Source organism: Colwellia sp. D2M02 (assembly GCF_018860755.1).
Lineage (GTDB): Bacteria > Pseudomonadota > Gammaproteobacteria > Enterobacterales > Alteromonadaceae > Colwellia > Colwellia asteriadis.
Map to the genome: position 1 here is coordinate 1 of NZ_JAHKPW010000086.1, position 13,742 is coordinate 13,742.

Annotated in this window: 12 protein-coding genes and 1 pseudogene; all 13 read right to left on the minus strand. The window is 39.5% G+C overall.

Annotated features, from left to right (window positions below; translation table 11 throughout):
• Positions 1 to 478: pseudogene (locus KO495_RS16535) on the minus strand (flagellin); the annotation flags it as partial.
• A gap of 493 nt (positions 479 to 971) precedes the next feature.
• Positions 972 to 1,946, minus strand: coding sequence for a flagellin (locus KO495_RS16540; protein WP_215981516.1), 975 nt, complete (start codon positions 1,944 to 1,946; stop codon positions 972 to 974).
• 149 nt (positions 1,947 to 2,095) lie between these two features.
• Positions 2,096 to 3,316, minus strand: coding sequence for a flagellar hook-associated protein FlgL (gene flgL / locus KO495_RS16545; protein WP_215981517.1), 1,221 nt, complete (start codon positions 3,314 to 3,316; stop codon positions 2,096 to 2,098).
• A gap of 10 nt (positions 3,317 to 3,326) precedes the next feature.
• Positions 3,327 to 5,357: a flagellar hook-associated protein FlgK gene (flgK, locus tag KO495_RS16550; RefSeq protein WP_215981518.1), complete on the minus strand. Its 2,031-nt coding sequence runs from the start codon at positions 5,355 to 5,357 to the stop codon at positions 3,327 to 3,329.
• Between the two features lie 124 nt (positions 5,358 to 5,481).
• Positions 5,482 to 6,636 carry a flagellar assembly peptidoglycan hydrolase FlgJ gene (gene flgJ, locus KO495_RS16555; protein WP_215981519.1) on the minus strand — a complete coding sequence of 385 codons (1,155 nt, stop codon included), beginning with the start codon at positions 6,634 to 6,636 and terminating at the stop codon, positions 5,482 to 5,484.
• 61 nt (positions 6,637 to 6,697) lie between these two features.
• Positions 6,698 to 7,789 (minus strand): flagellar basal body P-ring protein FlgI, encoded by a 1,092-nt coding sequence (locus KO495_RS16560; RefSeq protein ID WP_215981520.1) that lies wholly within the window; start codon positions 7,787 to 7,789, stop codon positions 6,698 to 6,700.
• A gap of 32 nt (positions 7,790 to 7,821) precedes the next feature.
• Positions 7,822 to 8,514 carry a flagellar basal body L-ring protein FlgH gene (gene flgH / locus KO495_RS16565; RefSeq protein WP_215981527.1) on the minus strand — a complete coding sequence of 231 codons (693 nt, stop codon included), beginning with the start codon at positions 8,512 to 8,514 and terminating at the stop codon, positions 7,822 to 7,824.
• Between the two features lie 57 nt (positions 8,515 to 8,571).
• Positions 8,572 to 9,360, minus strand: a complete 789-nt coding sequence (flgG, locus tag KO495_RS16570) for a flagellar basal-body rod protein FlgG (protein WP_215981521.1) — start codon at positions 9,358 to 9,360, stop codon at positions 8,572 to 8,574.
• A 76-nt stretch (positions 9,361 to 9,436) separates the two neighbouring features.
• A complete protein-coding gene (flgF, locus tag KO495_RS16575; protein ID WP_215981522.1) occupies positions 9,437 to 10,180 on the minus strand; it encodes a flagellar basal-body rod protein FlgF in 744 nt (247 codons plus the stop codon).
• Positions 10,181 to 10,354: 174 nt separating this feature from the next.
• Positions 10,355 to 11,689, minus strand: a complete 1,335-nt coding sequence (flgE, locus tag KO495_RS16580) for a flagellar hook protein FlgE (protein ID WP_215981523.1) — start codon at positions 11,687 to 11,689, stop codon at positions 10,355 to 10,357.
• Between the two features lie 53 nt (positions 11,690 to 11,742).
• Entirely contained in the window at positions 11,743 to 12,462 is a 720-nt protein-coding gene (locus KO495_RS16585; protein WP_215981524.1) for a flagellar hook assembly protein FlgD, read from the minus strand.
• A gap of 136 nt (positions 12,463 to 12,598) precedes the next feature.
• Positions 12,599 to 13,030, minus strand: a complete 432-nt coding sequence (gene flgC / locus KO495_RS16590) for a flagellar basal body rod protein FlgC (RefSeq protein ID WP_215981525.1) — start codon at positions 13,028 to 13,030, stop codon at positions 12,599 to 12,601.
• A gap of 2 nt (positions 13,031 to 13,032) precedes the next feature.
• Complete coding sequence (gene flgB, locus KO495_RS16595) at positions 13,033 to 13,431, minus strand: flagellar basal body rod protein FlgB (protein ID WP_215981526.1); 399 nt, start codon at positions 13,429 to 13,431, stop codon at positions 13,033 to 13,035.
• Positions 13,432 to 13,742 lie beyond the last annotated feature (311 nt).

Below are 13,742 nucleotides of genomic sequence, written 5' to 3' on the forward strand. Positions count from 1 at the left end.
TACTAAAGCCAATAGTTTGTACTGCATCTGCACCTACTTGGAAATTAGCATCATAACTACCGTCAAGTAAGTTCTGACCACCAAAGGTAGTATCGGTTGCAACACGGTTAACTTCTGCCATTAACGAGCGAATCTCTTCTTGAATCGCTAATCTATCTTCATCAGTGTTTGAGCCGTTAGCTGATTGTTGCGCCAAGGTTCTGACACGTTGAAACATTGAGGTCATTTCATCCATGGCACCTTCAGCAGTTTGCGCTAAAGAAATACCGTCATTCGCATTACGGTTACCTTGATTAAGGCCTAAGATTTGTGATTGTAGTCTATCGGTTATTTGTAAACCTGCCGCATCATCTTTCGCACTATTGATACGAAGGCCTGAAGATAGACGTTGGAATGATGTATCAAGTGCACCACCAGTGTTAGTTAACTGACGTTGTGCATTTAATGAACTTACGTTGGTATTTACATATAAAGCCATAATAGAATCCTCACTAATCTTTGTTGGTTCAACAGGTTCACTATTGTTGAACCGTTAACTTTTAGTTTTTGTTAATGATTGATAGATCTACCCTAATCAACCATTAACCTAAACATTGCTCAGATTAATGAGTATTTAACGTGGTGAGTGCTCCGCGCATACCAGTTAACTTTATATGTCAGTTTTTTCTACCCCTAGAAAAGAAGTGACATGACAAAGAAGTAATTTAATGTTTACTCCTTTGCTCAAACACTGTATCGGGCGAAGTAAAATAAACTTTAGCAAATATTTTATTTTTATTTAGATATGTAAAAGTCACTATTAAACAGCAGGTTAAATAGTGATTTTCAATTTTAAGTATTATTAATTGAAATAAAATAATGTAGCGGCGATAACGTTTTTCTAGAAAGGGAAGATATATGAAACCAGATCAGCAAAAACAAAAAACCCGACTAATGTCGGGCTTTCAATAAGAGCATGAACTAACGAGTTATTAACCTTGTAATAAGCTTAATGCCGCTTGTGGTCTTTGGTTAGCTTGACTCAAAATAGTTTGACTGGCCTGTTGCAGTATTTGCGCTCGTGTTAACTTAGCTGTTTCCATCGCAAAATCTGCATCTTTAATACGTGACTTGGCCGCTGATAGGTTTTCAGATATATTTGATTGGTTACGAATGGTGGATTGGAATCGGTTTTGTACCGCACCAAGTTCGGCACGTTTTTTATCTACAACCGCAACCATTGAATCCATACCCGCTAAAATATACTGAGCATTCTCCTGTGTTGATACACTAATTGTTGCTGCAAGAAAACGAGTAGCAAAATCATCAGCACCTGTAATTGCATTACCTGAAATTGTTGATACACCGGCAGCTAAAGTAGTTAACCCTTTACCAGTTACTGCACTAGCAATACCAGCAATACCTGAGACAGTAAAGCCACCATTAGCAGCTAAGCTATTAATTGTTGCTGTACCACCAACATACTGCATACTAAAGCCAACTACCTGTACCGCATCAGCACCTACTTGGAAGCTTGCATTGTAAGTGCCATCAAGTAAGTTCTGTCCACCAAAAGTTGTATCTGTGGCAACACGGTTAACTTCATCCATCAGAGAGCGTATCTCTTCTTGAATCGCTAATCTATCATCATCGGTGTTCGAGCCGTTAGCTGCTTGTTGTGCTAAGGTTCTAACGCGCTGAAACATTGAGGTCATTTCTTCCATCGCACCTTCAGCAGTTTGTGCTAGAGAAATACCGTCATTGGCGTTTCGGTTACCTTGGTTTAAACCTAAAATCTGTGATTGCAAGCGATCTGATATTTGCAAACCTGCAGCGTCATCTTTTGCACTATTAATACGTAAGCCTGATGACAAACGTTGAAAAGCTGTATCTAAATCACCACCAGATTTGCTCAACTGGCGCTGTGCGTTTAATGAACTGATATTACTATTTACATATAAAGGCATAATCTACCCCTTGAGTGTTAAATGGTTAAAAAAGATATAGTCAAGCAAACTGCATGGTTTTTTAGTGCTTTACATATCATCACTGATTATTACTAAAGCAATTAAGATACCAACTTTAAAAAAATAATTTTAAAGTTGGTCATTAATGGTTAAATATAATTAAGTAAAGATAAGCCCTGAATCTTAGAGAAGGTTAGCTGAGCGGCCTCTAGGGCAACTTTCGATTGTTCAAGGGTGGTTGCTGCTTGATAAAAATCAAGATCTTCAATGGACGAACGGCCTTTTTCTAACGAAAGATTAGTATCAAGATGCTGGCTCTCTTGAGAAACAATTAACTGTAAGTTAACCCCCATAATGCCTTGTTGGGCTGATATATGACTTGCAGCGCTATTAATTTGACTTAAGATGTGACCGTAGTCTATTTGATGTTGGCTAGTATTTGCCGCTGTACTGTCAGTTTCTAACCACTCAATTGCCGCTTTTAAGGTTTCAAAAATACTAACATCTTCATCTTCACCTAAGCCAAATTGGTCGCCAACCTCAGGTGTCCCCTCAATAGTGACCTCTACACCATTGAAGGTAAAAGGTTGCCCTGGAACAAAAGGGTCTATGGTACTTACCGGGTTTGCCGCTGAATCTGTTACTACAACTTCAAGTTGGCCATTATTATCCGCATCAGTAAAATCTAAAGTGTAACCAGGAGGAAATGTAGCAACATCATAAGAGCCTCTATCGGCAACAACCGCACGCGTTACGGTTGCGCTACCGTTATTAGTATTATATTCAGGAGAAAAATCACCTACAGCATTAGCTATTTTAACAAAGGCTTCATCACCTGACTGATTCATATTAACGACAACACTATTGCTAATAGCCAGTTGATTTATACCACTATCACCTTGATAAATAACACTTCTATCTGCTTGCAGTGCAAACGGTTGTTTATCAATTTGGTGCCCAGCAAAAATAAAACCTCCGGTTTCATCTTTGCTATTAGCAATATCGAGAACTTGTTCTAAGTATTGTTTCATCTGTGTGGCAAGCGACTGCCTATCATCGTCAGACAGTGAGCCATTATTTGCCTGTATAAAACGCGACTTTACGTTTAATAATACATCTTGGGTTACCCCAAAAGCCGTTTCAGTTTGTTGGTTGCTGCCTGTACTTAACGTAATATTACGAGTGTACTGTGAAATTTGATTAATACCTTCTTTATAGCCAGCTAAGCTACTATAAGAAACCGCATCATCTTTTGCAGTAAGTACTCTTTTGCCGCTATCAATATAAGTAGCTTGCTTATGAACATCAGTATTTCTCGCCGCCATATTTTGCGCACTTTGAAGATAAAACTGAGAGGTAGAAACTCGCATAAATAATTCCTTATCTTACTGCTGCTAAAATTGTGTCAAAAAGCGTATTGGCGACTGAAATAATTTGCGAAGATGCTTGATAGGCTTGTTGAAACTTCAATAAGTTAGCCGCCTCTTCATCAAGGTTAACCCCTGATATTGATTGGTTACGGTTATAAGCTTGGTTATATAATGCTTGGGCTGTGTCAGAGACAAGTTCAGCATTGCTGGCTTTTGAGCCTACCGTTGCCGTAGATACTGCTAAATTCTGACTAAAGCTTTCTGTACCGCCATTAATCACTTTTTCTGTCTGTGTTTTAGCCATCGATAACGCATTGCCGCCATTACCAATACCGAAGGCATCACCAATAGTGTATTTTTCAGGAGCAAGTACACCTTGTCCTACAGGCTGTCCTGATATTTCAAACTGAAATGCAGCTGTTGCTGGAGCTGGTGGCATATCTATCACCACAGAATTTCCCGCTAAAAACGTACCTGATGTTATTGCACCAACAACTGAAGGTGGTGTTGGTGGTGGTGTATTAGGGTCACCGTCGTAAACACGGTATGAAAAAGTACCAGGGCTAGACTCGTATACATCAACTAATAAGCCTTGGTTAGTGGTGCTAGCAAAAGTACGTGCTGCTGCAGGATCGGTAACATTGTTTATAGCAACTTTGCCGTCACTCACATTGTTAGTTGATGGGGTTACATTCACAGCAGAGCTTGCTGCAATTGCACTTCCATCATTAAGTATTGTTTTAAATAATGCAGCACCATCTTTAGTTGGCTGCAGAGTTAATACGTCACCAGCAACGGGAGCACCACTGGTTTCAATAAACTCAAAACCGTAATCAGGTGATGATGGCGTATATGTACCTGAGCCTGGCGCACCTAAGTTCTCAGTATTACCGTTACTCATATTAGTCATAATATAATTAGTACCGTCATAACGAACTTCAAATTCGGCCGCTGGTAATAATGAGATATCAGTAATATTGACTTGTGCTGCTAAGTTACCTGTATTGGTTGATGGCGATGAAACCCTACCTTGTTGTAACTGCAGGGTATTAATATCAGAGAACATATTAGCCCCCTGAATACCATTAAGATCTAAACCACTCGCTTGGTTTGTATTTAATGTTGAAGAGATCGCCATAGCCAAGCGATCAATATCTTTTTTCGTTTGGCTTAAGTGCTCATCTCTAAATTCAAAACTAGCACCTAAAGAGCCCCCAAGCTTTTGTTCAGACATGGCAACTGAGCCATTAGGTCCAACTAAACGTAACTCTGTTTTAAGTGGATCGGGATCTCCTGCATTAACTTGCATAGTTAACGGTGTAATACCCGCGACTAATGTCACGCCCTGACCGATCATAACGGTCATCACACCGTGTTGATCTTCAATGGTATTAACGCTGGTATATTGGCTCAGTTCGCCAATAAGTTGATCACGCTTATCTAATAAGTCGTTTGCCTGCCCTGTTTCTTTCAAATTTTGGGAATATAAAATTGCTTCATTGGTTTTTGCTAGCTCCACTGATATCTCAGATATTTTATTAACAACTTGATCTATTTCGCCATTAACAGCTTTGGTCATGTTATTAAATTCATTAGATAAGTCATTGAAGTTGCTACTAAGCACGCTAGCTTGGTTTAACACAATACTACGTAAACCTGCATCACTTGGGTTATCTACTACACCATTAATTGACTGGTACAGTTGATTAATAGAGCCCATCACCGCTTCACCAGAGTTGCTCATTAAGCGATCTAACTGGCTTAACTTGCCGTTAAGTGAGTCAGCCTGACCTAAGTTACTCTGATTTAATAATTGTTCTTTGTGTGAAAATTGATCGTAGAGGCGTGCTATATTGTCAATATATGTACCAGTACCAATAAAGTTACCGCCACTTTGAAAGCCTAAGGTTGCATTTTGCTCGGCTCTTTGACGGTTAAACCCTTCGGTATTAACATTGGCAATGTTATGGCCGGTAGTTGCCAGCTGCTGTTGAGAAGCTAGTAAGCCACTTACACCTGATTGGTACAAACTTACTGACATAATTTACACTCCTGAACGATAACCTCAACAATAAGCGCTATAGATCTCTTTTGATCCTGTAACTTATATTGAATTATTAGTTCTTTGATCTTGCGCTAACCTATATGGCTGCGTAAAAATATGGTTACTTTGCTAAAAGGTTTGTGACTTTTTTCAATGTGCCTAAAATTTTATTGGCATATTGAGGATCCGTCGCATAACCGGCTTTCTGTAACCCATGCAGGAATTGTTCCACATTACCGGAGTTTTGTAATGCGTCTTGATATCTATCACTATTTGAAAGGAAGTTTATATAGTCGTTGACGCTGTCGTGCATTGATGAATAAGTTCTAAAAGGCTCGGATTTTTTCACCATTGCCCCTTGTTCAAACTCTAAAGTGTCTTTCGTTACTTTATCGCCACCCCAGCGGTTATCTGCTTTTATATTAAACAAATTATTTGAGCTAGTCCCATCTGACTGTTTTATTATTTTTTGTCCCCAGCCTGTTTCAAGTGCTGCTTGCGCAATAACAACTTCAAAAGGTACGCCAAGCTGTTGTTGTACTTTTTTAGCTGGCTCAGTTAAGGCACTAACAAAATCTTTTGGCTCATTAAATGTTGTTCCTGTGTCTGGCGTTAAACTATTGACGCTTTCTGAGCGACTACTTTTATTAACAGTTTTTTGATTAAACTGCCCCATAACAGCACTTTGAGCATAGTTATTACCGTTATAGTTACCCGCAAATGGAATATCAATCTCAGGTTGTATTTGCTCATTTAGTTGATTACTTCTTGCGAGCATATTTTCAATTAAGGTATTGCGTTTACCTGCTGATGTTTTATCTGTGGTGTCGTCTGTGTTATTAACATGATTTAGGCTAACATGGTTTAGGCTGACATCATCCGTAGCAGCTAAATTACCGTCATTACGTAATACAGAGCTTGGCTTGAAGTTACCGCTATCACCACCTAATTGTCGAACAATTAAGTCTGTTAACCCTAGCGATCCATTAGATGATAGCTCTACGGCCATTTGTTGGTCGTGCATATCGCGGTAAAACTTGGTTGATTGTGAGTTGAATGGGCTATCTGATTCTAAAACATCTTGCGCTTTACGCATGCTCGATAACAGCATTTTCATGAAAATAGCTTCAAATTGTTGGGCGGCTTCTTTCAGCGCCCCATCTTTGGCTTCTTCACTTCCTTCACGTGATTGCTGACGGATGCTATTTAAACCATTAAGCTCAAGCGAGTTTCTCGCTTGGTCAAAGTTATGTGTTAAATTTGATTTAATATCCATAATTTCTGCTTAATTAATTTATTGAACCGTTCATCGAAAATCATTAAATAAACGATAACTGTTAAATAACAATCAACTCGCCTCGAATGGCACCTGCTTGATCTAATGCTTCTAGAATTGCCATAACATCGCCAGGTCCTGCACCTACTTCATTAATAGCACGTACTAAGGTATCTAAAGTTACACCGGGATTGAAAACAAACATGCGAGCATCTGAGTTACTAACATTCACGGCTGATTCATTAGTGACGACAGTTTCACCTTCCGCAAAAGCGTTAGGTTGACTCACATTTTGCACTTCATTAATAGTAACGGTAATACCGCCGTGGGTAATTGCTGCAGCTAAAAGCTTAACTTCTGAGCCGATAACAATAGTGCCTGTTCGAGAGTTAACAATAATTTTTGCTGCCGGTGAGGCCGGCTCAAATTCTAAATTTTCAATTACAGATAAAAAGCTAACACGGTCACTGATATCACGTGGAGCACTAACACGTACCGACGTTGCATCAAGTGCTTGTGCTGAACCAGCAATAAGTTCATTAATAGTGTCTGATAAGCGTTTTGCGGTGGTAAAGTCTGAATTTTTTAAGTTAAAGGTAATATGGTCACCTGAAGAAAATGGTGATTTAACTTCACGTTCAACAATTGCCCCGTTAGCGATACGGCCAACTGTTGGTATATTCACTAATACCTGCGAGCCATCAAGCCCTTGAGCACCTAAACCACTAACCACTAAGCTACCTTGTGCTACAGCATAAGCATTACCGTCTAGACCCATTAAGATGGTTTGTAATAAAGTACCGCCACGTAAGCTTTGCGCGCTACCCATACTTGACACAGTAACATCAATAGTTTGCCCTGGTTTGGCAAAAGCATTAAGTTCAGCGTGTACCGCTACCGCGGCAACATTCTTAATTTTTGGTTTAAGGTTTTCTGGCATAGTGATACCAAAATTACTTAACATGGTTTTAAAGCTTTGTTCTGTAAAAGGACTTTGTTCACCTGTACCAGGTAAACCGACCACTAAGCCATAACCAATTAATTGGTTAGAGCGTACACCAGCAACATCGGCTAAATCTTTAATGCGCTGCGCATGAGCAGAAAGAACATTTAACGCCACAAAAATCAGTATAAGGTTAACAATTGCTTTCATAATTTAATACCTCTCAATGAATTAGCATTGAGTTATAGTGGCCACCAAGAACTGTTAAAAAACGACGTTAACCAACCTTGTTCATTGACGTCTGCAAAGGTGCCAGTACCAGCATATTGAATACGTGCATTAGCGACTTTATTCGATAAAATAGTATTATTAGAATTAATGTCTTTAGAGCGAATAATACCCGTTAAGCGAATATATTCATCACCGTTATTGAGGGTCATCCACTTTTCGCCACGAATCATTAAATTACCGTTAGGTAAAACCCTCAGCACATGCACTGAAATATTACCGTTTAAGCTATTTCCTTGGTCTGCTTTAGAGTCACCCGTGAAATTAGAGTCTTGTGACAAACCAAACTCTAATGACTTACCATTAATAGTCACCGGAGCACCACCTAAACCAGTAACAGCATTTAGGTTGTATTCATTATCTTTTTTAAGTTCGGTTTTAGCATTTTTTTTCGCTTGAGTATTTTCACTCAAAATCACCGAAATAATATCGCCAACACGGTGTGCTTTAGAGTCTGAGTAAATATTATTGACATAATTAGGCTTAAATAAAGAGCCTGAAGGGACAATACGAGACTCTTCTTCTTCAGGTAAAATTGGCGCAAAATCTGGGTCATCTGGCAAAGCTTTACTGAGCTCGACTGTGTTACTACAACCACCAAGCATAATAAGTAAACTTAACGATATTACATTGACGATGTTTTTCATCATTGCCTCCAATTTTCTAAAAATGAAATATAAATAAAGCTAATTGATTTCAAATAACTACAACTGCTGATTGATATAACTCAGCATTTGATCAACCGCAGAAATAACCTTTGAGTTCATTTCATAAACACGCTGACTTTCAATAAGGTTTACTAACTCTTCGGTGGTATTAACATTCGATGTTTCTAACGCACCTTGTACCAGCATACCGTAGCCTTCTAAGCCAGGAACCCCTTCTTGAGGATCACCACTGACAGCTGTCTCAGTATATAAATTTTGCCCTATTGGCTCTAAACCGCTTGGATTAACAAAGTTAATCAAGTTAATTTGTCCTACAACAGCTGGCTCTGCTTGCCCTTGTAACATCACGGATACTTCACCATCTTGGGAAACAATAATACTGCGAGCATCTTCAGGTATGGTTACTTGCGGCTGTAGTAAATACCCTGCTCCTGGAGTAACCATGTTTCCTTCTTCGTCCATCGTAAACTGACCATTGCGGCTATACGCTGAGCTACCATCAGGCATTAATATTTCAAAGAAACCTTCCCCCTGAATCATAAGATCAAGCGAGTTATCTGTAGTAAGCATGTCACCTTGAGTATGAATTTTTTGAGTGGCAACAACCTTTGTACCTGCGCCTAACATTAAACCTGAAGGCATTTCAGTGTCTTGTGCACTACGTCCGCCGGGTTGGTTAATGTTTTGATACAGTAAATCTTCAAATACGGCTCGGCTCTTTTTAAACCCGACAGTGCTTGCGTTAGCTAAGTTGTTAGAAATTACCGCAATATCTTTCGTTTGCGCATCTAAACCTGTTTTACTTATCCATAATGCTGGGTTCATAAATCACCTCTATAAATTATTAGCTTCAGCGGTTATACCAACCGACATAGCAAAATATTGTTCACTCAAAAATTAACTAGAACGCTCTTAATAAGGAAGATGCGCTGCTGTCATTTTCTTCTGCTGTTTTCATCATTTTTAATTGCATTTCAAATTGACGTTGCAAAGCAATCATTTCTGTCATTTCGTTTACGGGGTTAACATTACTTGACTCTAAAGCTCCGCCTTGTACTTGCACATTAATATCAGCCTGCAACACTTGGCCATCTTTTGCCCGAAATAAACCATCATTACCTTTATCAATTAAACGCACATCGGGGTTTACCAACTTAATACGTGCAACCTCTTCTTGAACTGTACTTGGCGCACCTTCTGGTTGAACCATGATGGTACCGTCACGACTTATTTGAATATTATTTACCGGTAACGGTAAGAATATTGGTCCAGCCTCACCAATTACTAATTCACCATCATTTGTCTCTAAAGCACCTGTTTCGGTGACACGTAAATGACCACCACGGGTATAAGCTTCTTGACCATCTTTACCTTGAACAGCAAAAAAACCCTCTCCACCAATGGCTACATCAAGTGAGCGTCCTGTAGTAAGTAATGCGCCAGAGTCAAAATTTTGGCTAGCACGTTCTGTCATAGAAAATACTCGTGTTGCCATACCTTCACCATAAGCTTGCATACTGCGCGCTTGGGCCAAGTCAGCTTTAAAGCCAGTGGTTTTTGCATTGGCTAAATTATTAGCATTAACTGCCAAGGCATTCATATTTTGTTTAGCACCGCTCATGGCGATATAAAGCAACTTATCCATGATGAACTTCTCAAAAAAAGGTTATACCTGATAAATGCAATTACAATGCCAGAAGATAGACACTATTCACGATTGAGTGTTTTTTTACGAGGGAGTAACTAGCGTACAAATAAAAAAGCGAGCCTTATGTCAAGCTCGCTTTGATGATATTTAAAGAGGATTAATATGAAGTTACTATCTAATTTGCAATATGGTCTGATTTAATTGGTTATCCACTTCTAATGAGCGCGAGTTCGCTTGGAAGTTACGTTGCGCTGAAATTAAATCAATTAACTCTGTGGTTAAGTTAACGTTAGATTGTTCTAGTGCTGAGGAGTTAATAGTACCAAAAGTACCTGAGCCACCTTCCCCGGCTAACGCCTCACCAGAAACAATACTTTCTTTCCAGTTAGTACCGCCGATTTGGGTTAGGCCTTGCTCATTGGCAAAGTTAACCAAAACGATACGTGACAATGGCTCTGAAGTACCATTACTATATGTTGCTCTCACCAAGCCATCAGTATCAATGTCAATGCCTGTTAAGCGTCCAACCGCCAAACCATCTTGTTTTAAAGCGGTAACTTCAAAGTTAGACGCAAATTGCGTTGGTTCATTTGGATTAGGTCCATTAGTATCTAAATTAAAGTCAATGATCATTTGCTGAGTAGGATCTGCGCCGTTACTTAAAATACCAGCGCCGAATTGAGCTGTTTGTATAGTGCCTGGTTTTTGGGCGATAAAGTCACCACTAGTATCAAACATTAAAACAGCTCCCGTAACACCGGCCCCTGTAGGTTGAGTTAGCACAGGGGCTGCTGGGTTTTGGGCTGCAACAGGGATATCAACCATTTGTTCGTCAACAGCAGTAAACATGTTCCACTCATTTGCGGCTGACTTGACAAAATAGTAAGTCATAATATGGCTATCGCCTAATGAATCAAAAATAGTGACTGATGTTGAATTATTAAAGGTTAGCGGATCGGTAGGATCAAATACCGGATTGGCTGGCGGTACATCGCCTGCCGGTAAGTTCATACGAATATCAACTTCACTTGACGCTGTTGGCGCCCCTGATGAGGTAGGTATGCGAATAGGCGTTGCGGTACTTAAACTAACCGACTCAGAACTGCCGTCTGTACCCACAGGAAAACCTAATAAGTGCCCACCACCTGAGTTTACAACAAAGTTATCCGAATTTAGTTTAAATTGACCTGCGCGCGTATAAGAGGTTTCTAAAGAGCCTAACTCAGGGACTGTGGCAAAGAACCCGTTACCTGTAATAGCCAAGTCGAGCGCATTGGTGGTGAACTGAATACTACCTTGAGAAAACTGTTGCGCAACATCAGATGTCAAAACACCATCGCCCACTTTAGTTTTGCCAGCGGCTAGTAATGATGATGCATAAACATCAACAAATTCAGCACGGGACTCTTTAAAACCAACCGTATTTACGTTGGCAATATTATTTGATGTAACATCAAGATCTTTCTGTGCAGCGTTTAACCCGCTTAGTGCGATATTAAATGACATAATTTAACCCTCTTTAAAATTTCTTTTCTCTCATGCAAAACCAAGTGCAGTGCTTATGCTTCTGATACTTCAACAACATCTACTAATGCCATTTGTGTACCACCATTAAGGTTAAGCATAATGTTACCACCAGCCCCAGAAAGCGTAACACTATCAACTTTCCGGTAGGTCATCGTTTGTAACTCTGAGGCCTTGCCTTCTACTAAGCCAACGACTCTAAAACGATAAGCGCCAGTAGCTGCATCTTCACCACTCGATGTTTGACCATTCCATGTAAAGCCAAACTCACCTTTCTTAACATCGCCTACAGGTACCGTTTGAACAACCTCACCTTTAGTATTTTCAACATAAATGGTAACTTTACTTGCGGCACTATCAGTTACAAGCTTACCTTTGACCTCTTCGCCTGCTCCCATACCAAAAACATTATCGTCAACTAAAACACTACGACCAACCAATGACGAGGCTTGTAGTGCTTGACTAGAATTCATAGATGTCGCAAAGGCTTCAAACTTATTATTAAGATTACTAATGCCATCAGTGGTTGAGAATGATGTCATCTGTGAGATCATTTCATTATTATCAACAGGCTTAGTTGGGTCTTGGTTAGCCAGCTCTTGCGTCAATAAAGCAAAGAAATCAGCTTGTGTTAACATGCCTTGCTTGCCATCAGACTCTTTAATATCTTGTTTAGCTAAGCTATCTCTTATTTTTTCTTGCTTTTCATCTAAGGTTAAAGCTGTATATGGGTTAGTACCACTTATTGATTGCATTTCCTTTCCACCTTTTTAATTACTTGCCAAGCTGCAGCCTTGGATTCAATATCTTTCTAAGCAACTGCAGTGACTGAATATAAACGTGACGCAGTATTCACTATGTAATTTAATTCATTCACTGGCCAAAGCTTTATTACCTTTGACCAAGCGTTAAGGTTTTATTCAACATATTCTTTGCTGACTCAGCCAATTGGACATTGGTTTGATACGAGCGTGATGCTGAAATCATATTAGTCATTTCTTCAATCACATTAACATTAGGCTTATAAATATAACCGTCTTTATCGGCCATAGGGTGAGCTGGTGCATACTCAACATTTAAGGGTTTATCACTCTCGACAATGCCTAACACATCAACACCAACACCACTGCCGTCAGCCGAACTTTGTCCTGCGGCAGCTTTTTGCATTGCGGCGGCAAAAACAGGGTGCCTTGCACGGTAAGTTTCACCTGCACTACTACTAACACTGTCGGCATTTGCTATATTACTCGCCGTAGTATTAAGACGAACAGACTGCGCACTCATGCCGCTGCCTGTGATATCAAATACGTTAAAAAGACTCATAATTACTGCCCTCCGCTAATTACTTTTTTCAATGATTTAACTTTACCATTAAGAAACTGCACGCTCGCTTGATACTCTATTGAGTTTTTAAGATACAAGTTTCGTTCCACTTGTACATCAACCGTATTCCCATCACCAGTATCTGGCTGATTCGGTACTCTATATTGAGCACTACTGTTAAGCTCACTACGAACGTCAAAATGCTTTTCATTAGTACGAGACATACTCATTTGTTGCTTTTGTGAGGCTTGAGCAAGAGCTTGTTGAAAATCAAGACCTTTAGCTTTATAACCAGGCGTGTCTGCATTGGCAATATTACTTGCAATAACTTCAGCTCGCTGAGAACGAATAAACATCCCTTGTGAGTGAAGTTCAAAACCCTTATCAAAACCTATAGCCATAACAGCCTCACCTTCTATTTTACATTACTCATAAAACATTCAATTATTATGCCACAAGTGAATAAAATAAGGTTCGGCTCTCAATCGTAGTTATAAAATGACGGGTGGTTAACAATACAGGTTATCGTTGTAAGTGCTCAATTGAGTCACTTAATTAACCTGAGCTCGACTTAACAAATGTTTCTCTAGCAGCTACTTTTCCTAACTTCTTCGTTAAACTTACTTGCAATAGCTCCCTATTGACGCGAAATTTGCCTTGCTTATCATATGAAAAGAAGAAAAACTACCAAGCTAGAGACTCAGAAAAGTAA